The 23,258-nt window shown below is 28.3% G+C and carries 16 protein-coding genes; 1 reads left to right on the top strand and 15 read right to left on the bottom strand.

Annotated features, from left to right (window positions below; genetic code table 11):
- Positions 1-52: 52 nt before the first annotated feature.
- Together DAD81_RS06410 and DAD81_RS06405 are read right to left on the bottom strand one after the other, a co-directional pair.
- Positions 53-1,318, bottom strand: a complete 1,266-nt coding sequence (locus DAD81_RS06410) for an oligosaccharide flippase family protein (protein ID WP_111707427.1) — start codon at positions 1,316-1,318, stop codon at positions 53-55.
- Between the two features lie 5 nt (positions 1,319-1,323).
- Positions 1,324-1,608 (bottom strand): STAS domain-containing protein, encoded by a 285-nt coding sequence (locus DAD81_RS06405; protein ID WP_157961089.1) that lies wholly within the window; start codon positions 1,606-1,608, stop codon positions 1,324-1,326.
- Positions 1,609-1,757: 149 nt separating this feature from the next.
- On the opposite strand from DAD81_RS06405, the gene DAD81_RS06400 reads away from it, so the two are divergent.
- On the top strand, positions 1,758-3,809 hold the full coding sequence (locus DAD81_RS06400) for a tetratricopeptide repeat protein (RefSeq protein ID WP_157961088.1): 2,052 nt from the start codon (positions 1,758-1,760) through the stop codon (positions 3,807-3,809).
- On the opposite strand, the gene DAD81_RS06395 is transcribed toward DAD81_RS06400, so the two are convergent.
- From DAD81_RS06395 to DAD81_RS06335, 13 genes are all read right to left on the bottom strand, one after another.
- Entirely contained in the window at positions 3,796-4,500 is a 705-nt protein-coding gene (locus DAD81_RS06395) for a LytR/AlgR family response regulator transcription factor (protein ID WP_111707922.1), read from the bottom strand. The genes DAD81_RS06400 and DAD81_RS06395 overlap by 14 nt on opposite strands.
- A 10-nt stretch (positions 4,501-4,510) precedes the next feature.
- Entirely contained in the window at positions 4,511-4,831 is a 321-nt protein-coding gene (locus DAD81_RS06390; RefSeq protein WP_111707424.1) for an Hpt domain-containing protein, read from the bottom strand.
- Positions 4,831-5,871: a sensor histidine kinase gene (locus DAD81_RS06385; RefSeq protein ID WP_111707423.1), complete on the bottom strand. Its 1,041-nt coding sequence runs from the start codon at positions 5,869-5,871 to the stop codon at positions 4,831-4,833. Before DAD81_RS06385 ends, DAD81_RS06390 begins: the two co-directional genes overlap by 1 nt.
- The gene (locus DAD81_RS06380) at positions 5,871-7,001 is read right to left on the bottom strand and encodes an FIST signal transduction protein (RefSeq protein ID WP_111707422.1); all 1,131 of its coding nucleotides are present in this window, start codon (positions 6,999-7,001) and stop codon (positions 5,871-5,873) included. Before DAD81_RS06380 ends, DAD81_RS06385 begins: the two co-directional genes overlap by 1 nt.
- Before the next feature lie 202 nt (positions 7,002-7,203).
- On the bottom strand, positions 7,204-7,617 hold the full coding sequence (locus DAD81_RS06375; RefSeq protein ID WP_111707421.1) for a response regulator: 414 nt from the start codon (positions 7,615-7,617) through the stop codon (positions 7,204-7,206).
- Positions 7,618-7,839: 222 nt separating this feature from the next.
- Positions 7,840-9,435, bottom strand: coding sequence for a sensor histidine kinase (locus tag DAD81_RS06370; RefSeq protein ID WP_179950031.1), 1,596 nt, complete (start codon positions 9,433-9,435; stop codon positions 7,840-7,842).
- A gap of 1 nt (position 9,436) precedes the next feature.
- Positions 9,437-9,979, bottom strand: coding sequence for a heme NO-binding domain-containing protein (locus DAD81_RS06365; RefSeq protein ID WP_111707419.1), 543 nt, complete (start codon positions 9,977-9,979; stop codon positions 9,437-9,439).
- A gap of 468 nt (positions 9,980-10,447) precedes the next feature.
- On the bottom strand, positions 10,448-11,932 hold the full coding sequence (locus tag DAD81_RS06360) for a RagB/SusD family nutrient uptake outer membrane protein (RefSeq protein WP_111707418.1): 1,485 nt from the start codon (positions 11,930-11,932) through the stop codon (positions 10,448-10,450).
- A gap of 10 nt (positions 11,933-11,942) precedes the next feature.
- Complete coding sequence (locus DAD81_RS06355; protein ID WP_111707417.1) at positions 11,943-15,317, bottom strand: TonB-dependent receptor; 3,375 nt, start codon at positions 15,315-15,317, stop codon at positions 11,943-11,945.
- Positions 15,318-16,133: 816 nt separating this feature from the next.
- Positions 16,134-17,672 carry a RagB/SusD family nutrient uptake outer membrane protein gene (locus tag DAD81_RS06350; protein WP_111707416.1) on the bottom strand — a complete coding sequence of 513 codons (1,539 nt, stop codon included), beginning with the start codon at positions 17,670-17,672 and terminating at the stop codon, positions 16,134-16,136.
- 20 nt (positions 17,673-17,692) lie between these two features.
- On the bottom strand, positions 17,693-21,145 hold the full coding sequence (locus DAD81_RS06345) for a TonB-dependent receptor (RefSeq protein ID WP_111707415.1): 3,453 nt from the start codon (positions 21,143-21,145) through the stop codon (positions 17,693-17,695).
- A 122-nt stretch (positions 21,146-21,267) separates the two neighbouring features.
- Positions 21,268-22,356: a FecR family protein gene (locus DAD81_RS06340; RefSeq protein WP_111707414.1), complete on the bottom strand. Its 1,089-nt coding sequence runs from the start codon at positions 22,354-22,356 to the stop codon at positions 21,268-21,270.
- A gap of 108 nt (positions 22,357-22,464) precedes the next feature.
- A complete protein-coding gene (locus DAD81_RS06335; RefSeq protein ID WP_111707413.1) occupies positions 22,465-23,067 on the bottom strand; it encodes an RNA polymerase sigma factor in 603 nt (200 codons plus the stop codon).
- Between the last annotated feature and the right edge of the window lie 191 nt (positions 23,068-23,258).

The raw sequence follows: 23,258 nt of genomic DNA, 5'->3' as shown, positions 1-23,258 counted from the left end.
CAAATTTAATAATGAATAAATACGTTTTAAATAATCTTCGATAAAAAACAATTTAGTTTCGACGAGTGGTTTGAAAATGGTAATAAAAGAAATAACATAATTGAAAAAACAACAATGCTACCATTGCACATATTTGCATTAAAACAACTTGTTCTAATGTTTCATGAAAAAATACAATCAACACTATTTGTGTTGAGCCTAATATTGCAGATACTATTACTGGTATATATCTATCTATAGACAAAAAGTAATATGAAAATATATTAGCTATAGCAAATATAGATGTTGCCAAAGCATATTTCCATAATAAAAATGAAATTGACAAATACTGTGATCCGAACATTAACCTAACTACAAACTCAGGAAACAACCAAGTAAATATTACAATTACAGTAGATAGAATAAATATATAACCAACATATTTCATTAGTATTGGCAATGTGTTTTCACCATCCTTTTTTAGTTGAATTACTTTAGGCAATAACAACATTACAAACATCCAGGCTACAAAATATACAACTCTACCTATTAAAGCTAAAGATGCATATAAACCAGCTTGTTCGTTATCAAAATAATGTTTTACTAAAATAATATCGCTATTATTTATTATTATTTGAGTTAGCTCATAAAAAGCCGTTAAACCAAAAAATATCATAATACTTTTAGATTCTGGTAACTTTACATGCGTAGTTTTTATCGCTTTAACAATTGTTTTTTGAAAAGGAAACAACCCAAAAACAAAAGAAATAACAATACCTATAGCAATTATTATTGATGAAGGAAAAAGAGGAAATAATAAAATAGCTGCAACTGTAATTATAAGCCTACTTGCCATTTCGGTCTTATATGTATATGCAAGCATTTTTAAGGAGTTTTTACCTTGGTATAGACCTCTATTAACACTCATTAAAAAATATAATGGCAATCCTATTGCAAATATCCAAAACATTGATGATGTTTCAGTATGAAATACATTTTGTAATTGTTTATTAAAAATTACAATTAAAACAGCAAACCCAATTCCAAAATACGTTGCGTACTTTGTAATAAATTTCAAAAAAGCCTGTAGTTTTTCATTTTCATATAAAACCGCATATTTTGCAGCTACAATTTGAAATGTCATCCCAACAAATGATAATACTAATAAAAAAGTAATTAAAATTGCAGCATCCGAAAACTCTGCTGGTCCTAATATTCTACCCAACAATAAATTATAGATGTAATTACCTCCATTAACCAACAATATGGATAACATGAAAAATTGTTCTGAAGTTAATTTTCTTGAAAAAATTAATGTTTTAAGCGCTCCTATATTCATAAATATTAATATGTTGTTATCATTTCTTTTTTAAAAAGTTGAACTAATTGCTTGTTTTTTAAACCTACAATAAATAATACTTTCTTTTTATTTTTAACTTCTTTATGAAATGATGAAATAAATTTAATTACAGAAACATCAATATCTTTAATTTTATTAATAGACATTTTAATAAATGTTGAATTTTCTAAAACTAAACTAAAATAGTTTTTAAAAGCTTCTTTATTTTGAGTATTTAAAACTCCTTCTAATTCATAAACACCAAATTGCTTCACTATTTTTAGAGCCATAATATTTTTTTTAATCATTAATTGTGATGCAAATATTATAAATAACAAGTTGAAAGGTTAGGTTTTTTCGATAAAGTGCAGCTTTCTGTAGATGAATTATTGCTGCTTTATACTTAAATTGCAATTGTAAATAACAACAAAAAAATAAAATGAATTTACTTAAAAACACATCCTTTTTTATACTTTTTATATATAGTAATTTTATAATAAGTCAAAATATGAAGGATGGATTTCAATTGCTTGAAACTGGAAAGTTTGATAAAGCTGAAATCTTTTTTAAAAATACTTTAAAAGATTACCCCAACAATAAAACTGCAAATTTATGTTATGGAAGAGCGGTAGGTTTAAATGGTAATGCTCCTAAAGCAATAGTAATTTTTACAAAATTATTAAAAGAATATCCTAATGATCTTGAAATTGAATTAAATTATTCGGAATCACTTTTATGGGCAAAGCAATTTAAAAAAGCTAAAATATATTATACAACTTTAGTAGCTAAAAATCCTACTAATTTTGCAGCGCTTTTAGGTTTTGCAAATACTTTTTCAAATTTAAAAGAATATAAAGATGCTCTTACTTATGTAAATAAAACTCTAGAAGTATCTCCAAAAAACCCAAACGCTATGATTTCAAAAAAATACATTCGTTTAGGATATGCCAATGAATATGTGCAAAACCAAAATTATAAGGTTGCTATTTCTTTATTAGATGAAAATTTAGTTGATTTCCCTAATGATAAAGAGACTTTACTAAATAAGATAAATATATATTTACAGACTAAAGAAACCGAAAACGCTACTAAATTATATAAACAAATAGCAACTAACCCTAAAGATAGTTTACTAGCTTTAAATGGTTTAGCTTTAGTTTCTCATATTTCAGAAAAAGATAAAACAGCATTAGAAATTTCAAAAGCAGCATTAGCTAAATCGAAAATAGTTAAAGATTCAACTTTAACAAAAAAAACATTAGAACGTTATACGCAAGCATTAATTTGGAATAGAAAATTTAAGGATGCTGAATTTAAAATAAAAAACTTAATAACTGAATACGGTGAAGAAAACTGGATCCTTTCTTTACGTGCAACTTTAGGAATATACCGAAGTGATTTTAAAAAAACAATTGCAGATTACAAACAAATTTTAGAAAAAGATTCTCTTTCTTTTGATGGAAATTTAGGAAGTACCAACGCTTATTTTGCAAATGGAGAAATTAAAAAAGCCTATAAAGGAGTATTTAAAACGCTATCAATATTCAAAAATCAAAAAGATGCTACAAGTTTTTTAAAAAAACTAAATACAAATTACACTCCTTATATTGAAGAAAAAGTTAGCTATACTTTTGATAATGGTGATAACGTAGCCTATTCAAGTAACACAAAAATTACTTTTCCTGTTAGTACAAATTTAAGTTTTTCTGCAAATTATGAATATAGAAAAACTGAAAATACAATTTCAAAACATAAAGCAAAATCTAATAATATTAGTTTGGATTTACAATATCAACTACATCCAAAAATAACTTTAAATGCAAAAACAGGAATTTCTAAAGCTAATTCTTTTAATAATGATTATTCTCAACTATTAGCTGAAATATTTTTTAAAACAAAACCTATTAAACTTCAAGATTTAGAAATTGGATATAAAAGAGAAGTTCAAAATTTTAACGCTGATTTAGTTGATAAGGAAATTGCTTCAAATAATTATATTCTTAATTATAATTTAAGTACAAATTTTAAGCTTGGTTGGTTTACTCAATATTTATATACAACTCAAACTGATAAAAATGAAAGAAATTTATTATTTACTTCATTGTATTATAATTTTTTATCAAAACCAGCTTTTAAAGGTGGTTTAAACTTTCAACATATAACTTTTAAAAACCAAGTTCCAACTGTTTATTTTAGTCCCGAAAAATTTAATGCTGTAGAAGTATTTATTGATATTTCAAAAAATGATAAAAAATTATTTTACGGATTAAATGCTGCCACAGGATATCAATATATTGAAGAACAACCTAAACAATCAACTTATAGAATACAAGCTAAATTAGGTTATAATATTTCTGAAAGACTGTTGGCTAATATTTATGGAAACAGAAGTAATATAGCTTCTGCAACCGCCTCTGGGTTTACTTTTACTGAAGTTGGTTTTGTTTTAAAATGGTATTTAACTAAAAAGCCTGTGTTTAAAGTAAATTAAGGCGTTTTATTAATTCGGGTTTATTAGACCTACTAACCGGAATAACGTCTTTGCCAATTAGAACACTATTATCTTCTATATCAATAATTTTTTTAGTGTTAATTACAAATGATCTGTGTACTTTTAAAAACAAATCATCAGGTAATTTTTCAACTATTTTTTTTAATGTTGAATGTACTGTATAATTTTTATTTTCGGTTTTTATTAAAATATAATCGCCTCTAGCTTCAATAAAATTAATTGTTTCAAAATTAATTTTCACTAAACGTCTATCTATATTTACATATAGGTCTTTAACATTATCAACCTCTTCTGTTTTAACATTAGCAGCTAATGGTTTTGAAAACATTAGTGCTTTATTAACAGCCTTATCAAACCGTTCTTGAGTTATTGGTTTTAACAAATAATCTACAATACAATCATATTCAAAAGCTTCAATAGCCAATCCATTATCAGAGGTAATAAGTATTACTTTTGGGGGAGTTGCAATAGTTTGTAGAAGGTCAAACCCCGTAAAAGCTGGCATATGAATGTCTAAAAATATTAGATCTACTTCATTTTGATTTAGGTATTTAATCCCGTCAATTGCATTTGCGAAATTTCCTATTATATTTATTTTTTCATTATTGTTACTTAATTTTTCGATAATGACTCTAGCCATCTCATCATCGTCAATAATAATACAATTCATAGTTCTTTTATTAAACATTTTCTACAAATATAGTCATTGAATCTAAAATATCTTCAAAACTTTTTTGTTGTTTTATTTGTCCTTTTTTTAATTCCTCTTCATAATCAATTGCAACTTGATAGCTTTCTTCTAAACCTAAAACACTTATTTTATGTTTAATTTTATGAACTAATTCTGCGGCTTCATTAAATTGCTTATTAACTAAATGTTTTTTATAATTTTCTATTTCTACAGGTAATTCTTTTTTTACTACTTCAAGCATTTTTTGCTCAAATTCAATATCTCCTCCTGATAATTCTTTTAAATATTCTAAATTTGGTTTTTCTGTCATTACTGTGTTTTTGGTATGGTAAAATAAAATGTACTCCCTTTTGAAACTTGACTTTCTACCCAAATTTCACCTCCATAAAAATTTATTATTTTTTTTACAATTGAAAGCCCTATTCCTGGGTTGCTAATATTATTTTCTAAACTTTCAAAAATTTTAAATATCCTATCATGATAAATTTTTTCAATTCCTTTACCGGTATCTTTAATATAAAATTCCCAGTTTTTACTTTTACAACTCACTCCTACTTCAATAAAACCCTTTTCACCATTAAAACTATCAATTGCATTTTCAATTAAATTTCTAAAAACTTGCTCTAATCTAATTTTATCTCCTTTTAAAGAAGGCAGATTATTATTAATTTTTAAAGTTATATTGTCTGGAATTAATAGTGATTGTTTAATTCCTTTTACCAAATCTAAAATTTTAACTTCATCTCCAAACAAATCCATTTGATCAATGGCAGAATAATTTAGAATTCCACTGATCAACGCATCCATTTTCTCTAAATTTTTTAAAATAAGATCAAAATACTTTGCACTATCTTTACTTAATTGATTTTCTTCTTCTAAAATCCAATTAATCAATGTATCAATACTTCTAAGCGGTGTTTTTAAATCATGTGAAACAATATGTGCATAATTATTTAAGTCTTCATTTTTAAGCTCTAAATTTTTAAGTAAATCTTCCTTTAATTTATTTGCTGCTATAATTTCATTGGATTGTTTTTCTATGTATTTTACAAGATCTACAGATTCTTTAATATCATCTTTATTATCAACAGATTCTAGTTTAAGTACCTTTACAACATACTTTAACTTATTTATTATTATTTTTTGACTATCAGCGTCTTCTCTTAACTTTGCATTGGCTTGTGAAAGTTCATCTGAACTAATTTTCATTGCACGCTGAGACATCTCTAATTTATCATCAAAATTACTATAAGACATATCTATGGCATTGATAAAATTTTGCACATCTTTAGATTTCAGAATGTCTTCTGAAAGGTATTTTTTAATTTGTCTTTCTAATAATCTTTTCACTATTCACTTATTAAAGTTAACGTCATAGTTTGGTTATGCAATTCACATTGTTTTTGACCATAAAAAGGAGCCATTTCCCCATAGGAATAAAAACCTATAATATTAGTTTGGTCGCCAACAATACTCATTACCTCTTCAATTTCTTCTTCTACCCTTTGATCCATTACTAATTTTCTTCCAACACAACTTACTAACAATGCTAACTCCGGTTTATTTTTTCTGTTTTTCATTGCTAATTCAGCGGCTTCATAAGCACCACTTACAATATCATCTACCGAAGACATCATTAATTGTACTTTAGAATTTTCAGGTGCATCTCCTGCCAAAACCATAGAATTATCTTCTTTATTTATAGATAAAATAGTTCTAACCACAGGCTTTTTTTTCCCCGGGTGAGTAACATTTAAAGGATAAAATAATGATGCTTGTGGCAATTCAGAAGCTTTATCTCCTAAATATTTTGAATATAAATCTAGAGCGGGTAAATTATCAATTTCATACAAAATATTACCTTCTGATTTTGTTATTATTCTTTCTGGCCCAAAGTTATTCCAACCACCAATACTTGCAAATGAAAATTCTAATGTATCTCCATAAAAACCAATTAAAACAACTTCTCCTTCTTTTGGATTTGTTTTGTAAGAAGCTAATGTTTTATTAAATAAAATTCCATCTCCACACATACCTCCAGTTAAAGATATATTATTTATTGAAGATTCTATCCCTTCTATTAAAGCACTTCCGTTAACAAAACTACCTTCTGACAACGTAAATAAATGTTTTAAGTTTTTTGAAGGCATTTGTTTTATTAAACTCTCTCCTAACAATTTAGCGTCTTTATCATAATCAAAAACACTAGCCGTTCTAACTTCAAAATTACTTTTTTCAAATTCAATTGCAGTAACAACAATAGAGTCCTCATAAACAGACTCTCCTAGAATTTCTCCTGCAGTTGATCCAAAAACTATATGTTCATATGGAAATTGAACTCTTAAATCATCTATAACTTCTGATTTCTCAAGTAAAAATCGACTCCCAAAAACTAATACTAATGGGTTACTTAACTGAATATTTTCAGATACATATTCCCATTTTTTATTATTTACTTTTTTTGCTTGTACAACTTTCATAGTATATTTTGTTAGTGATTTAAAATTAATACTTTACTCAATAAATAAAATAGAATTATTAAATATGTAAGCTCGTTAAGCTAAATAAAGTTTAAATTAGTTTTAAACAGAAAGCTATTTTTTTAGTTTTTATAAGTTCAAATATTAAATATAAACATGAAGTTTTTAAGAACATATAATAGTTCCTTTAACTTTATATTATTTACCCTTTTATTAGTTCATTTTTACTCCAGTAATCTAGTAAACTCCCTATTAAATCAACATAATCCTTAAATTTCAAGGGTTTAATAATGTATCCTGCTATTCCTGCTTTGTAACATTCTAAAATATCTCTTCTGTTATTTGATGTTGTTAAAATAATTGTAGGAATATATTTTAAAGTTTCATCATTTTTTAAAATATTTAAAAATTCAATACCATTTAATTTTGGCATATTTAAATCCAACAAAATAATATCAGGTAGTCCTACTTTTTTTGATAAAAATTGTAAGGCATCTTCTCCATTGTTAGCTTCTATAATTTCATGTGATAAATTAAGTTTAGTAACTGTTCTGTTAAACTTCATTACCTCAATCATATCGTCTTCTATAAGAAGAATTTTCAAATTTTTATTCATTAATTTTAATATTTTAAACTATTTACATTGTAAATGTCATTATATAAATCAATGTTTTATAAATATTTCGATAATTAAAAGTTGAATAACGTTGAATGGTAATTTAATGTCGTTGAATGGTAATTTTACATTTAACTATCTTGAAAATAAATTAAACATAAAATTGAAGTAAATAAAAGGTAGGCAAAAACTTATTAAGAAAATAAACCCTTTTATTAATTATTATTTTTTTATGCTAAAAAAGAAAGTAGTCCCTTTTCCTTCTTCACTTTCTAGCCAAATTTCGCCTTCATAAAGTTCCACTACTTTTTTTACAATACTTAACCCTATTCCTGTAGATTTTTCATAATCCCCATAAGTTTTAAACATTTTAAAAATTTTCTCATGATTTTCTTTTGGTATTCCACAACCATTATCTTTTACTGAGAATACATAAAAATCTTTAGAATCCTTATAACCAACTTCAACTAAACCTTCTTCTTTATCAATATAATTTATTGCATTACTCATTATATTTTGAAAAAGTTGCTGTAATCTAGTAGCATCAGCTACTATTGTAGGAAGTTCATTTTTAATTATAACTTTTATATGGCTAGGTATATATATAATATCTATTATATCTTTTACAACATTATTTACATTTACGGTATCAGATGTATCTCCTTCTTGTCCAATACTTGAATAACTTAATATATCTCCTATTAACTTATCCATTTTGTAAACTTTATCTTCCATTAGGTTTAGATTAAACAAACTTTCTGTCCCTAATTTATCTTCAAAATCTTCTTTGGTCCAAGATAATAATGCTGAAATAGCCCTTAATGGAGATTTTAAATCATGTGATACTATATGAGCATAATCATTTAATTGCTCATTTTGTTTTTCTAAACTATTTAGTAATTCTTCCTTTTGTTTTTCAAGTTTTTTTTGCGTAGTTATATCTTCAATTGTTGTTACGTGGTACTTAACTCTATTATTTGAATCTTTTACAGCTGTCACAGATGTTCTTGCCCAAACAATATCATTGTCTTTTTTTAAATATCTTTTTTCTAAAAAATAAGAATCAACCTTGTTATTGTATAATTTGTCTCTTAATTTATTTGAGTCTTCTTTATCTTCTTTATGCGTAACTTCTTGTAATTTTATATTCTTAAATTCTTCCATTGAATACCCTAGCAATTTGCATAAAGCATTATTTGCCATAATTAAACCTTTATCATCTTTATTTGACAATGCAATTCCTATAGGAGAGTGATCAACTACTATATTAAGTTGTTTTTTTTGTTGCTCTACAAGTTCTTTTATTGAATTTTCTAAAGTTATATCTCTTAAAATACCTTGCGCAGCTATTGGTGCGCCTTCTTTATTATAAATAATACTAGAATTTACCTGAACTAATTTTTCTGTGTTATTTTTAGTTCTAATAATAACCTGAAAATCTGTATAGGATCCTTTTTCATAAAGTTCTTTGAAAGATTGTTTGGTGTATTCAAAATAATCTTCGTGAACAATGGACATTAAATTAAGTTCATCTTTCTTTAAATCATACCCTAACATATCTTCAGCAGAGTCATTCATTCTAAGAACATTACCCTGTAAATCCATAACAACATAAGCATCAATTATGTTTAAAAATACCCCTTCTAATTCAGATGTTTTTTCTTGTAAAAGGTCCTCTAATTTTTTATAGGATTTTTTTAATTCTTCAGAAACATTAAATAATTCATACGATTTACTTTCAAGGATTTTTTCAGCCTCCTTCCTTGCTGCCTTTTGTCTTTGGAGTGCTCTTTCTAAGATTTCTATTTTATTATGCACATTAATTTATTTCAGTTATTAAAAATCGTACTTCTGAACCATCTGCTTTTAACAATTCATAATTAATTTTTGCTTTTTTATTGTAATGCGCAAAAGTTCCTTCAATTAATGCCTTTGCAAACATATATAAGCTTCTTGATGAATAGTAAATCATTTCAATAAAATCATCCTCTTTTTTAACTATTTTAAACGTTGGTAATTCTGCCCCTGGATATATTTTCCTAACCTCAACGTGTATATGGCTTTCAACAGATGAAAGCATATCTATAGGAGATTTATACAAATCCATAATATTTCCATGATTATCACTTAAAACTTTAAAAAAGTATACCCCATAAGTGTAAACTAAATCCTGCACAGGAATTTTTACTTTTTCACTTAAATTATTTATTAAAGTTAACATTTCAATAAAGTCATAAGTTCCAACAGATGTATAAACTCCTTTAGACTTTAAATCCGATTTATAAATAATATAATCTAAAGTTTCTAGTCCAAAACTTTCTTCAACCATTTCTAAAAACTCAGTAAAAACTATTCCTTTCATATTTTTTTTTATTTTTTAGCTATTTAGCCACAACTAAAATATTTTTTCCAACCAAAATCCCCTAAAATATAGATTTCATAATATTTGATATTACATCTAATTTATATAATTATAAATCACCTTTAAAATTTATTTAATAATGTAAAACCAATATAGGCATACAAGATAATCTTAAGTTTTTTTTATTAATTATAGCAATTAAATATCTTCCATTTTAGTTAAGTTTAAATTTAATAAAATAATATTAAGTTAACCTAATTTTAATGTTATAAATCCAAAGCTTAATTCCTCAAACTACCCTTAAACATTTTATAGAAATCTATAAATTATAAGTTTAAGAGCCTAATTTAACTACAGAAACTAACTCATTATCCAACTTTAAAAAACCACATAATAAAAAAACCCACCTAATAATTATTAGATGGGTTTTAAAAACTAACCAAACTCAATATTTTAATTATTTATAATCTAGTAACCCGAATTCTGTTCCAATACACCATTTGAGATGTCAACCTGAGTTTTTGGTAGTGGCATTACTTCATGCACACCAGATTTGAAACCTAGAGGTCCTAATACTTCTGCTGCTCTTCCAGTTCTAATTAAATCTTGATATCTAAGACCTTCACCAATCATTTCTAAACGGCGTTCTAGATAAATTGCATCGCGCAAAGCATCACCACTAAGAGATAAAGATAAATCAGGTACAACTGTATCCGCTTCCATTCCTCTTGCTCGTTGTCTAACTTTATTTACATACTCTATGGCACTTGCTGGATTCGTTAAATATATAGATTCAGCATACATTAAATAAGCATCTGCAAGTCTTACTATACGAATATTTATATCACTATTCATTAAACCTCCAACAGTTGGCTTATTATAATTACTATATGGGTACCAAACATATTTTCTATTGTAGAATCCTGTTTCATATAAATTATCATCAGGACCTTTTATTGCTGTATAGAAATATGCATTTAAGCGAGGATCGTTAGCTTCATAAGCATCTATTACATCCATTTTTATTTGTGAGAACCCAAATCCATTATCTATTTTCGACGTTCTTGGCATCATCATCCTTGGAGCGCTAGTACCTAATTTACTCGTGTTAGTTGAGTAATTAATTTCAAAAATAGATCCTGTACCCCATTCACCTTCAGGCTGAAAAACATTTTCTAATTTTGGTAACGTATAAGGAAGTTTAAATAATTCTTCTCCATATGTTTTAACCTCTTCCATTTTATTTTGGTACAACATAACTCGCATCATTAAACCTAATGCAGCTCCCTTATCTGCATGCCCAAGTATACTGTTTTTTTCAAATCTTGAAGGCAAGATATTTATAGCTTCTTTTAAGTCGTTTTCAATAAAAGCATAAGTTTCCTCTTTCGTAGCTCTTGGTATATTAGCATCTGAAGGATTAACGGGTTTATCATATAATGGCACTCCTCCAAACATATTAACTAAATAAAGATAATAGTAGCCTCTAAGAAAATGAGCCTCTCCTAAAATTTCCTTTTTTCTATCTTCATTCTCAAAAGTAATAGACGGAATTTTCTCTAAAACCAAATTTGCATACAAGATTCCTTTATAATTTAACAGCCATCTTTTATCCCAATATTTATTTGATGATGTTAAATTGTATGATTCTTTTTGAACCAACGGTTCTTGATCAAACAGACCTAAACCACCTTTTAAAATATCATCTGTTCCAGTATCTCCAATAAACATATCTGTAGACCAAATCTCAATATATTTTGTATAAGCTTCTCTCATTGGTGCATATGCAGCTGTTAAAGCTTGTTCTCCATCTTCAGCTGTTTTATAAAAACCTTCCACTACAGGAAACCCATAGGTTTCAACTTCTAAATAATCCTCACAAGAAAGAAAGGATACTAAAAGAATTAAAATACAGTATTTACTATTTATTTTAAATATTTTATGTGACTTCATTGTTTTTAATTTAAAAATTAATATTTAACCCTAGAGAGAAAGTTCTCACAGACGGATATCTTCCTTCATCAATACCTATAGCTAATAATTGGTTTCTACTTGCATCAATCCCAAGTTCAGGATCTAATCCATCGTAATTCGTAATTGTGAATAAATTTTGAGCAGCTATATAAATATGAATATCATTAACATTCTTAACAATCCCTTCTGGAAAAGTATAACCTAACTGAACATTCTTCAACCTCAAATAAGAACCATCTTTTATATATCTGCTTGATTGAAGACTATTAATTGTCTGATTTTTATGTGTAACACGTGGTATACTATTAGAAGTTCCATCTCCAGTCCATCTATTTAGCATCTTGTCACGAAAATTAGTAATTGTACTCGTCATTAAATTTGCATCTGTTGCATCAAAAATATCATTCCCTTGGCTGCCTTGGAAAAAAGCTGTAAAATCAAATTGCTTATATTTCATATCAATATTAAGACCGTAGGTAAAATCCGGAAATGGAGAACCTATGTAAGTCATATCTTTATTATCAATTATACCATCAGGATCTCCTTCTGCCCCATTGATGTCTTTATACTTTACATCTCCAGGTTTAGTACCTGCAATATGTGGGTAGTTATCAATTTCTTCTTGATTCTGAAAAATTCCAATCATTTCATACCCATAAAAAGAAGCTAAAGGATGTCCTGCTTGTGTGCGGCTCATATTTGATAATCCACCAGAAGCCTGACCGGCTTGAATAACACCATCTCCTGAAGCCAATTTAATTACTTTATTTTTTAGAGTAGCTATATTTCCTCCAATATTAAAATAGAAGTCCTTAATTTGTTTCTTATAATTTGCTGTTAGCTCAAATCCTTTGTTTTCAATGTCTCCTACATTAGTATATGGATTCTGTTCGTAACCTGAACTTGTAGCTACAGGAGTTTCTAGAAGCATATCTTTAGTGCTCTTTATAAAATAATCAACAGAAAATGTTAAAGCATTACTTAATAAAGCAAAGTCGGCACCTATATTTTTTGTTATAGTCGTTTCCCACTTTAAATCTGGGTTACCAAATCGTAAAGGAGCAACTCCTAATGAAGTTTCATCGTTTGCAAATACAGCATTAGTTCCAATATTTAATATGTTATATGTTGCAGTACCTGGTATATTCTGATTACCAGTTTCTCCCCAACCTAAACGAAATTTCACTTGATTAATCTCTTTTAAATTATAAAAACTTTCATTATGAATATTCCAACCTAATGCTAGCGAAGGAAACTTTGCCCATCTATTATTATCCCCAAAACGAGATGAACCATCTACTCTATAAGTACCAGTAATCAAATACCTTTCATCAAAATTGTAATTTAAACGCCCAAAAAATGAAGATAACTTTGAGTTTGAAATAGTTCCATCGTTTGAAGCTGTATATATTGCTCCAGCGCCTAAAGTAGGACTTTCTACGCTTTCAGGAATTTCATTTCTACTAGCACTTACATTATTTGAATTTAAATCCTGTATTTCTTGTCCTAGCATAGCATTTACACTATGTTTTTCAGCAATAATTGTATTGTAATTTAAAGTATTTGATAAAATCATTACCCTATTTTCACTTCTTCCTAAAGAATAAGTAGTAACATCTGAACTAAAAGCAGGAGACACATTATGTATTGGAGTAAAGTTATCCGATTTTGAATTATTTATTTCTAAACCATAACTAGATCTAAATTTTAACCCTTTCATAAGGTCTGCCTCTAAAAATAAGTTTGCTAAAAAACTCTCTTTAATAGTTTCTTGAGTTCGGTACTTTACAACACCTAAAGGATTACCTATAAAAGAGTTATATTTTGAAGGACTAAATGATCCATCACTATTGTATATAGGAGAAACTGGATCCGCTACATATCCTATAAAAGATGTTCTTGATTCTGAGTTTCCATACTCAGGTAAGCTGTTATCTTTAGATTTGGCATATTGTATATTATGTCCTACTTTAATTTTAGGTTTTATTTGGTATGTGTTATTCACTCTAAAGTTAGTTCGTTCGTATGAAGAACTCTTTATTATCCCATCTTGCTTAACAAAACCAGCAGAGATATAGAACGTAGACAAATCTGACCCACCAGAAATAGATAGTTGGTGATTTTGCATAATGGCACTTTGATAAATCAAATCTTTCCAATTATAAGATTGTAAATCAGAAGGATTACTAAGGTAAGGATCGCCTGGAGTTCCATCATTCATATTTGCCTCATTATGTAAAGTTGCCCACTGTTCCGCATTTAAGACATTTAAGTTGTCTACTCTACTTTGTGAGCCTATAAATGTTTTATACGAAATAACAGTCTCTCCTTTATTACCTGTTTTAGTTGTAATTAACACAACACCATTTGCAGCTCTCGAACCATAAATTGCTGTTGCAGAAGCATCCTTTAATACTTCAATAGATTTAGCATCTTCCATATTAATACTAGAAATATCATTTATGGGAATTCCATCAACAATATATAGCGGATCCGCATTATTAACCGTTCCTGTTCCTCTAATTCTAACAGTTGGTGTTGCTCCTGGTCTTCCTGAAGATTTTGTTACAACAACACCCGCAGCTCTACCTTGTATTGCTTGCGCTATTGAGGTATTCTGAGTTTTAGTTAATCCTTTTGTATCTACAGATGAAACAGACCCCGTTAGATCTGATTTTTTAACGGTTCCATAACCAATTACAACTACCTCATCTAAACTAGCAGCATCTTCCTCTAAATTAATAGTTATAGTAGATTTACCATTTAAAGGAATATCTTTAGTTTTAAATCCCATATATGATATTTCTAAAGTTGCCTTTGAAGAACTAACTTCAAATTTAAAATTCCCATTAAAATCCGTTTGTGTTCCATTTGTAGTTCCTTTTTCCAATACAGAAGCTCCAGGTAATGGAAATCCATTATTATCATTTATAACACCTGAAATCGAAAATTTTTGTTGTTCTGCAACTGAAGCCGGTTGAAGAATGGCAACCGTTTTCTTTGTTTTAACTACAACCTGTCTGTCTGATATTGTATAATCTAATCCAATATTATTAAAAGACGCATTCAAAATTTCAGATAGCATGGCATCATTTAATTTTATTGATACCCTAACATCTTTATCTATAACATTGTCTTCATAGAAAAAGATATATTCACTTTTATTCTGAATTTCTTTAAAAAGCTCTTCAATACTAACATTTTGAACATTAATATTAATTTTCACTTGAGAATATGAGGAATTGGCATAAACTGAGCCTAATCCGAATATTATAAAAAATATAAAAACTCTCATAATAGTTAAAACAACGTTAATTAACGCCTTTTCACGCCCTTTTTGAAGGCGAATAAAGATTTTATTCATAATTTGATTTTTTATTTGGTTTGAAATTTTATTGTTTTTTGCAATAATTTTGTAAGCTAACCACCGAAAGATGTTGGCGCATCTTCTGGTTTCTTTTTAAAGATATTTTGTCCTCATATTTCGTTTTTTTGTTAATTAAAATTAAGTTATCGTTCGCAATTTTATAATACAATTTTGTTATAGTTCCAACTTCTATATTGTTTTTCATTCACTTTTTCGATATTATCTTTCAAGTTCAAAGACACCGAAAACATTTGACATTTAAGTTGTTCTTTTTCAATACAAATTGGAAAATTGCAATATCAAGAAAGTCTTCTTACAATATTACTAAGCTTATTCTTTTCTAATTTTAATAGCTTTTCTTTCCAATTAAGTGTTAGAACCATTATCAGACTTTTTATTTAAATCTTGATTTATTTTTTATTTACACAAAAAATTATGCTTCTTATTATAGAAAGCACCAATTAATTAATATATAGACAATTTTTTTTACTTTTTTTTTGAATAAAATATTATTTGAAGGAAAAAACCAATAAAATTGGGCATTTACCAAGTATCTTTTAGATTCTGTTAAACCAGTTCTTGCTGAAGAAACTGAAACTTTTTATACCAAAGAAATATAGTAATAAGATCTTTCTTCTTTAAATCTTAGTTTTAATCCTTCTTGTTATATTACTTATGGTTTTACTAACTTTTTAGAAGACTTATATTTTTATTGATTGAATTTATGTTTAAAATTAAGACAACAAAAAACCCACCTAATTATTATTAGATGGGTTTTAAAAACTAACCAAACTTAAAATTTTAATATGCTAATTATTTATAATCTGGGTTTTGAACCAATTCCGGATTTTTATCTAAAGCATCTTGTGGTAGTGGCCATTTATAATGTTCTGGAAGAAATACACGTTGAGAAACTGGATCACCAGTAAAACCATTTAATACATCTTCAGCGGTTTCCCAGCGTTTTAAATCAAAATAACGAGAGTTTTCCAAAGTAAATTCTACTCGGCGCTCATTACGTACTTTTGCTCGCAAGGTTGTCACATCCATAGATGTTACTGCAGGATAATTTGCTACATCGGAATAATCTACACCATAAGCTCTTGCTCTTACCTTGTTCATTGCATCTAAAACAGTCTGATCAATTTGGTTGGCCTCAATTTTAGCTTCTGCATACATTAACAAAACATCTGCATATCTAAGATGAACAAAGTCAGTTCCGTCATTTAACGGTTGCGTTAATGTACTTATAACACTTGGACTTATACCTTTAACAAAAGTATAACCGGTCTTTGATTTTACTTCAACTAATGGATTCCAACTACCCTCATATACGGTTGCACTTAAACGTGGATCTCTATTTTCCATTGGATGAGCAGCATCATATAGGGTTGATGATGTGATAGGAAGTCCATCAGTACATTCAAAAGCATTTACTAAATCAATAGTTGGATGCATGTTACCCCAAAACCCAATCATTATCTGAGATGACCATAATGCACTTTCTCCTGGAGTTCCTTCCATTTTTATTGAAAATATGATTTCTGGATTATTATTTTGACCTTCATCTAAAAATAAATCGTCATATTTAGCTGATAAGCTATAATTACCTCCATCTATTACAGCTTTTGCTGCAATGGCTGCATTAGTGTAATCTTTAGTGTAAAGTAAAACCTTAGCTTTTAAAGCAAGAGCTGCTTCTTTTTTAACATGTCCATCATATCCTGCTGAAGGAAGATAGTCTATAGCAACATCCAAATCTTTTAAAATTTGAGCAAAAACCTCACTTTGAGTGCTTTTAGCTGTATACTGGTTCTCTACAGTACTTGCTTCTAAACGTAATGGAACATCTCCGTAAGTAGCTGCAAGATAATAGTAAAAGTAAGAACGTATAAAGAGTGCCTCACCTTTCCATTGGTTTAATAAACTCTCACTAACAGTTACATTACCAACCTTATCCAAAAATTCATTACAACCATTTATTCCAACATAACTAACTGCATACAATCCTTTTATGGCGCGTTGATCTTGCCCATTAGGATTACAAACACCCGTTAAAATATCACGATAACCATTATCACGAGCACCATATGCATTGTCTGTTAATTCTTCCCAACCTTGTTGTATACTTGGTCCTTTGTTCCATTTACTAAGTGTTAGTGTAGAATAAAAATTTGTTTGTAAATTACTATATACTCCAGTAAGAGCCATTTGCGCATCACCTTCAGTTTTCCAGAAAGTTTCACTAGATATGGCATCTCCGGGTTGTTTATCTAAAAATTCTTCACTGCAGCCTGTTAATGCTATTAAAAAAGTAAAGAATAGGACTTTATAAATATATTTTGTATTCATTTTTTTAAAATTTAAATGGATTATAAAGTAATGTTAATACCAAAAGTATATGACTTAGAAATTGGATACGTATATGACGTAATAATTTCAGGATCAATATCAAACAAGTTTTCTCCAGAGAATGTTAAAATATTGTCACCTGAGAAATAAATCTTAGCATTTTTAAGTTTCAATCTATCTGTAAATTGACTTGGAATTGTATAACTTACAGTTATGTTTTTCATCCTAAAATAAGAAGTATTCATTAACCAAAATGAGTTAGTGTATTTCCCTGCACCATAATCACTAAATGACTGATTATAAACTGCTGGCAATTTTGCATTGGTATTTTCAGATGTCCAAGAATCAGTTAACCAAACTTTAGAAGCATTCCCATCCTGATTAAAAGGTTCAACACCATGAGCTGAACGATATGATTTCTGACCTGCAACACCTTGCCAGAATGTACTAACTTCAATATTTTTATATTTTGCTGTAATATTAGCTCCATACAATAAGTCAGGATGTTGTCCGTCAATATGTACACGATCATTCTGATCAACTACATTATCATTATTCTGATCTTTTAATCTGATTCCTCCTAAATATGGAGTTAAAGGTTGTTCAGGTGCATTAGTTATTTCTTCAGTTGTATTAAATAATCCATCAGATTCCCACATATAAAAATCATTTAAAGCATAACCTTCCTCATTAATAGTTCTTTCACTAATTTCAGTTGCTCCATATTTCACTAACTCATTTTTATACCACGAGAAATTAGTACTTACCTTGTAGCTAAAATCTTCTATTCTTTTACGATGTCCAATTACAATATCCCAACCAGTATTTTTCATTTCACCTTGGTTCACTTGTGGACCACCAGCTCCTGACTCAATTGAAACCTGCAACTGACGTAAAATATCAGAAGTAACTTTTTGGTAATAATCTACATTAGCGAAAAATAAACCATCTTTTGAAGTAAAATCAAGCCCTAAATCAGAAATAGTAGTCGTTTCCCAAGTAATATCAGCATTGGTGAAATTTTCTAGAACAACACCCGGTGAAATAGCTGCACCAAATGGATAAGCATGTGAACCAGAAGTATGTGTTGTTACAAAGTTACCAGCATTATAGTCTCCAAATGCATAACGCGATTGGTATGGGTAATCATTACTTCCATCATTCCCTAGTTTACCCCAGGAAGCACGTAACTTTAATTGTCTAACAAAATCAACATCCTTTAAAAAAGGTTCCTGATCTAATCTCCATCCTGCTGAAAAGGAAGGGAAAACTCCAACACGGTTACCATCAGCAAACCTACTACTTTCATCTGTACGAACATTTGCCTCAAAAAGGTACTTATCATTAAATGAATAATTAAAACGAGAGAATCCACTTCGCACACTACTTTCAGTAGTTGACCCAGATGTAAGTTGGTTTGCAGTTCCAGCTCCATCTAATTCAGTAAGAGCTCTACTTGTAATGCCAAATCTTGTAGAATTGGTCCATTCTCTTTTTTTAGCTTCCTGACTATAACCAACCATTAACTTAAAGCCATGTTCTTCTATATTTTTATCATAAGTTAATGTTGAAAAGAAGGTAGTTACCTTTGAAAAAACATTACCAACTTCAATTTTTGATTCTTCACGAGTTGAACGGTTATATTCCCCTGTTCTGTAGTTGTACTCGTCTTGCATCAAGATTTGGTTTTTTGACCTTAAATAATCAAATTTATATGCTCCTTTAGCATTAAAAACAAGACCTTCTAGCAGCTTAATACGGGTAAACATATTACCATTAAAATTGTATTTTTCATCACTAGTTCCATTTTGACCATACAATTTAACCATTGGATTTTCACGGGTAAATCCTTCATCAAAAATAAGTCCACTCGGATCATTTACTGATCCTGAAAATGCTTTCCCTGCAAAATGCCCTGTTCCATCAACAGTGTAAGGCCCCCAAGTTGGGCGTACCCACCATGTTTGAAGCAATGCACTACCATAGTCATCATTAGGTCCTTTTCTATCAGATGTTAAACCTGTAAAAGTTCCACCAATTTCAACATTATCAGTTACTTCAGTTTTAAAATTTAAGAAGAAGTTATATTTATTATAATTTGAATTTTCAATCATACCATCCTGATTCCAACTACTAAGTGACAGATTGTATGAAGTTTTTCCAGATGTTCCGTTAATTCCTATTGTGTTTTTCTTTACAGCACCAGTTCTCAAAACAAGATCAGTCCAATCAGTATTTGGAAATAAAGGATCATTATTCGCATTGCCATAAGCATCTATTACATTTTGTGGATATCCGCCAGAAGGTGAACCAGCTGAGTTAATTAGTGATTGATTATACAAATTCATGAAATCAACTGAATTGGTGATCATTTTAGGAAGCATGGTTGGATTACTCATTTGGTAACTACCATTATATGTAATATTCATTCCTTCTTTCCCTCCTGCTTTTGTCTGAATTAAAATAACTCCATTTGCTGCTTTTAAACCATAGATAGCTGCAGATGATGCATCTTTTAAAACGTTCACCGATTTAATTACACTTGGATCTAAATCTCCAATATTTCCTTGAACTCCATCAATTAAAACAAGTGGAGAATTATTACTACCAAACGAGTTAAGACCACGAATTGTCATGTTAAGACTTTCAGAACCCGGAATACCGTTTGATTGTGAAATTACCAAACCTGGAATTTGCCCTTGTAAAGCTTGTGTTGCATTCTGTACAGGTCGGTTTTCAATGGTTTCATTGGAAACTACTGATACGGCACCAGTTAAGTTTTCCTTTTTCTGTGCCCCATAACCTATCACAACAATTTCATCTAATTTAGCAGCATCTTCATCTAATTTAATAGTAATATTAGTTTTTCCATTTAAGGCAACCTCTTGTGTTAAAAACCCTATATATGATACTACTAATGTTGCATTTGAAGAACTAACCTCAAAATTAAAATTCCCATCAAAATCTGTTTGTGTTCCATTTGTAGTTCCTTTTTCTAATACTGATGCTCCAGGTAATGGAATTCCACCAAAATCTTTAATAACACCTGAAATTGCAATTTTTTGTTGTTCTACAACTGATGTTGATTGAAGATTAACTACTGTTTTTTTTGTTTTAATTACAACCTGTCTGTCTGATATTGTATAATCTAATCCAATATTATTAAAAGATGCATTCAAAATTTCAGTTAGCATGGCATCATTTAATTTTAATGACACCCTAATATCTTTATTTATAACATTATCTTCATAGAAAAAGATATATTCACTTTTATTCTGAATTTCTTTAAAAAGATCTTCAATACTAACATTTTGAACATTAATATTAATTTTCACTTGAGAATATGAGGAATTGGCATAAACTGAGCCTAATCCGAATATTATAAAAAATATAAAAACTCTCATAATAGTTAAAACGACGTTAATTAACGGCTTTTCTCGCCCTTTTTGAAGGCGAATAAAGATTTTATTCATAATTTGGTTTTTTATTTGGTTTGTAATTTTATTGTTTTTTGCAATAATTTTGCAATCTATCCACCGGAAGATGTTGGCGCATCTTCTGGTTTCTTTTTAAAAAAAAAGTTTCATCATATAGTTTAGCTTGTTTTGTTAATTAAAATTAAGTTATCATTAGTTATTTTATAATTCAATTTTGTTGTGGTTCCTGCCTCAATAATTATTTCAATTACTTTTTCTACACTATCTTTTAAATCTAATGAGCCTGAAAATGTTTGGTGCTTCAGTTCTTCATCTTCAATATGAATAGGAATATTGTAATATCTTGAAAGTTTTCTTACAATATCACTAAGCTCATTATTTTCTAAAATTAAAATCCCATCTTTCCAAGAAAAATAATGATCTATATTAACTTTTTTAGAAGTAACAATTCTTGTTTCTTTATTAATACTAGCAATTCGGCCAGGAGAAATAACTAGCTTTTTCTTTTTCTTTAAAAGATTTGTACCTTTTTCTGGATATGAAACTTGAACGCTTCCACTTTTTAATACAACAAAATTAGTTGTATCGTCTGAATAATTACTTACATTAAATACGGTTCCTAACACCTCAATTTCTTGATTATCTGTCATCATAACAAAAGGTTTTTTAGCGTTATGAGCAACATCAAAAACAGCTTCTCCTTCAACTAAATAAACAACTCTTTTATCTTCATCAGAAAAGTTTACTGGGTATACAAATTTTGAACCTGAATTTAACCAAACTTTACTTCCGTCAGATAGGGTTAAAAAGGATCTTTTTCCATAAGGAACAACCAATGTATTATACTTAACTTTATTATCAACTTTAGTCTTTTGAGTTAAAGTTTTAGAATTTCCAACATTTACTTTTGAACCTGAAGTTGAATATGAAATTGAGGTATTCTCACCATCAATTTTAATATCCTCACCTTCATCTATAATAATTTTCACTTTATCAGAATGCTCTAAATCTTTAATATCTGAAGTTTTAACAAATTCAGAGATTTCAGAAGATTTCATCTGTAATTTTAAAAAGGCACCAATTCCTAATAATACAATTATTGAAGCCGCAGCACTTATAATTGCGATTTTCAATTGTCTTTTTCTATTAAACTTACTAATTGAATTAAAAATTGATTCTTTCAATAATTTTTTTTCTATTTTAGTTATAGAACTAGTATCAGATTTCCTATTTGAATCTTCACTCATTTTTTATTTACACATTAAATTATTTAACAATAAAAATACGTTTGGTTAATGCTTCTTATTATATAAAGCACCAATTAATTAATATATAGACAATTTTTTTTCTTTATTTTAAAAAAAATATGATATGAAGGAAATAATTAATAAAATTGAGCCTTTACGAAGTGTCTTCAAGGCTCTGTAAACGCTTGTTCTAGCTGAAGAAACTGAAATATTTAATACCAAAGCAATATCATCATAAGATCTTTCTTCTACAAATCTTAGTTTTAATCCTTCTTGTTGTTTTTCAGTTAATTGACTAATAGAAGAATTTAGTTTAATCACCTTTTCTTTATAATGTTCTTTTTCAACCAGTTCATCTTCAAAAGACTTTTCATAATTCATAGTTGAATTAAGAGCAGAATTAAAGTCATTATCATTTAAACAAACTTCTTTAACTTTATATTTCTTATTAATTTTTCTTTTTAAGGCAAGACATAAATAAAATTGAATACTCTCTGGTTCTCCTAATTTACTTTTATACTTATATAAATCAAGAAAGAGATCGTGAACACAATCCATGGTATAACTTTTATCACCACAAATTTTAATACCAAAAGATATTAATGAATCAATATATAAATCATAGAGGTTTCCAAGAGCTTTAAGATCTCCTTGTTTTATTTTGGGCCACAGAATATGCGCTTCACTATTTATTTTATTTTTCCCCCTCATTAATTACTTAATGTTTACACTATTATTTGGAAAACTTAAATTATAAAGAATCTATAATTCGATATTATTTATAGATAACATTGTTAATTATGACCTATTTTCGGTTAATTATGGGTACTAATTTAAAACAATAATTTAATAAAACAATTATAATTTCAATTCTAAAAAAAACACATTATCAACATTTAAAT

This window comes from Lutibacter citreus (assembly GCF_003260195.1).
Lineage (GTDB): Bacteria > Bacteroidota > Bacteroidia > Flavobacteriales > Flavobacteriaceae > Lutibacter > Lutibacter citreus.
This window is presented reverse-complemented; position numbering and strand designations above follow the sequence as displayed.

What these genes read in the sequence shown, in the direction of transcription:
- DAD81_RS06410 (WP_111707427.1), bottom strand. Translation starts at nt 1,318, where the DNA reads ATGAATATAGGAGCGCTTAAAACATTAATTTTTTCAAGAAAATTAACT.
- DAD81_RS06405 (WP_157961089.1), bottom strand. Translation starts at nt 1,608, where the DNA reads ATGGCTCTAAAAATAGTGAAGCAATTTGGTGTTTATGAATTAGAAGGA.
- DAD81_RS06400 (WP_157961088.1), top strand. Translation starts at nt 1,758, where the DNA reads ATGAATTTACTTAAAAACACATCCTTTTTTATACTTTTTATATATAGT.
- DAD81_RS06395 (WP_111707922.1), bottom strand. Translation starts at nt 4,500, where the DNA reads ATGAATTGTATTATTATTGACGATGATGAGATGGCTAGAGTCATTATC.
- DAD81_RS06390 (WP_111707424.1), bottom strand. Translation starts at nt 4,831, where the DNA reads ATGACAGAAAAACCAAATTTAGAATATTTAAAAGAATTATCAGGAGGA.
- DAD81_RS06380 (WP_111707422.1), bottom strand. Translation starts at nt 7,001, where the DNA reads ATGAAAGTTGTACAAGCAAAAAAAGTAAATAATAAAAAATGGGAATAT.
- DAD81_RS06375 (WP_111707421.1), bottom strand. Translation starts at nt 7,617, where the DNA reads ATGAATAAAAATTTGAAAATTCTTCTTATAGAAGACGATATGATTGAG.
- DAD81_RS06365 (WP_111707419.1), bottom strand. Translation starts at nt 9,979, where the DNA reads ATGAAAGGAATAGTTTTTACTGAGTTTTTAGAAATGGTTGAAGAAAGT.
- DAD81_RS06360 (WP_111707418.1), bottom strand. Translation starts at nt 11,932, where the DNA reads ATGAAGTCACATAAAATATTTAAAATAAATAGTAAATACTGTATTTTA.
- DAD81_RS06355 (WP_111707417.1), bottom strand. Translation starts at nt 15,317, where the DNA reads ATGAATAAAATCTTTATTCGCCTTCAAAAAGGGCGTGAAAAGGCGTTA.
- DAD81_RS06350 (WP_111707416.1), bottom strand. Translation starts at nt 17,672, where the DNA reads ATGAATACAAAATATATTTATAAAGTCCTATTCTTTACTTTTTTAATA.
- DAD81_RS06345 (WP_111707415.1), bottom strand. Translation starts at nt 21,145, where the DNA reads ATGAATAAAATCTTTATTCGCCTTCAAAAAGGGCGAGAAAAGCCGTTA.
- DAD81_RS06340 (WP_111707414.1), bottom strand. Translation starts at nt 22,356, where the DNA reads ATGAGTGAAGATTCAAATAGGAAATCTGATACTAGTTCTATAACTAAA.
- DAD81_RS06335 (WP_111707413.1), bottom strand. Translation starts at nt 23,067, where the DNA reads ATGAGGGGGAAAAATAAAATAAATAGTGAAGCGCATATTCTGTGGCCC.